Here is a 243-nt window from a genome sequence, read left to right as displayed (position 1 = left end):
GCATCGGCGCCGGCCGGAATGCGCATCGGGCACGCCGGATCGGTGGCCGCACGCCACACGGCTTCGGCAACGTCCCGCGCATGGGTAATCGGCGCGGATTCGTCGACCATGCGCTTGAAGGCCCCCGCCGCAAACTCCGCATAAGCCTCGTGCTCGAAGCCGTGCATGTGCACGCGCGCGTTGTCGGCGAAACGGGTGTCCGGTGCACGGCCCGGTAGCACGAGACGCGCGCGCACGCCGAAC

At 70.4% G+C, this 243-nt stretch carries 1 pseudogene; it reads right to left on the bottom strand.

Annotated elements, in window-relative coordinates:
- Positions 1-243, bottom strand: a pseudogene (locus SB751_RS34450) (short-chain dehydrogenase/reductase); the annotation flags it as partial.

The sequence above is a fragment of the Cupriavidus sp. SIMBA_020 genome (genome assembly GCF_046535395.1).
Taxonomy (GTDB): domain Bacteria; phylum Pseudomonadota; class Gammaproteobacteria; order Burkholderiales; family Burkholderiaceae; genus Cupriavidus; species Cupriavidus campinensis.
This window is presented reverse-complemented; position numbering and strand designations above follow the sequence as displayed.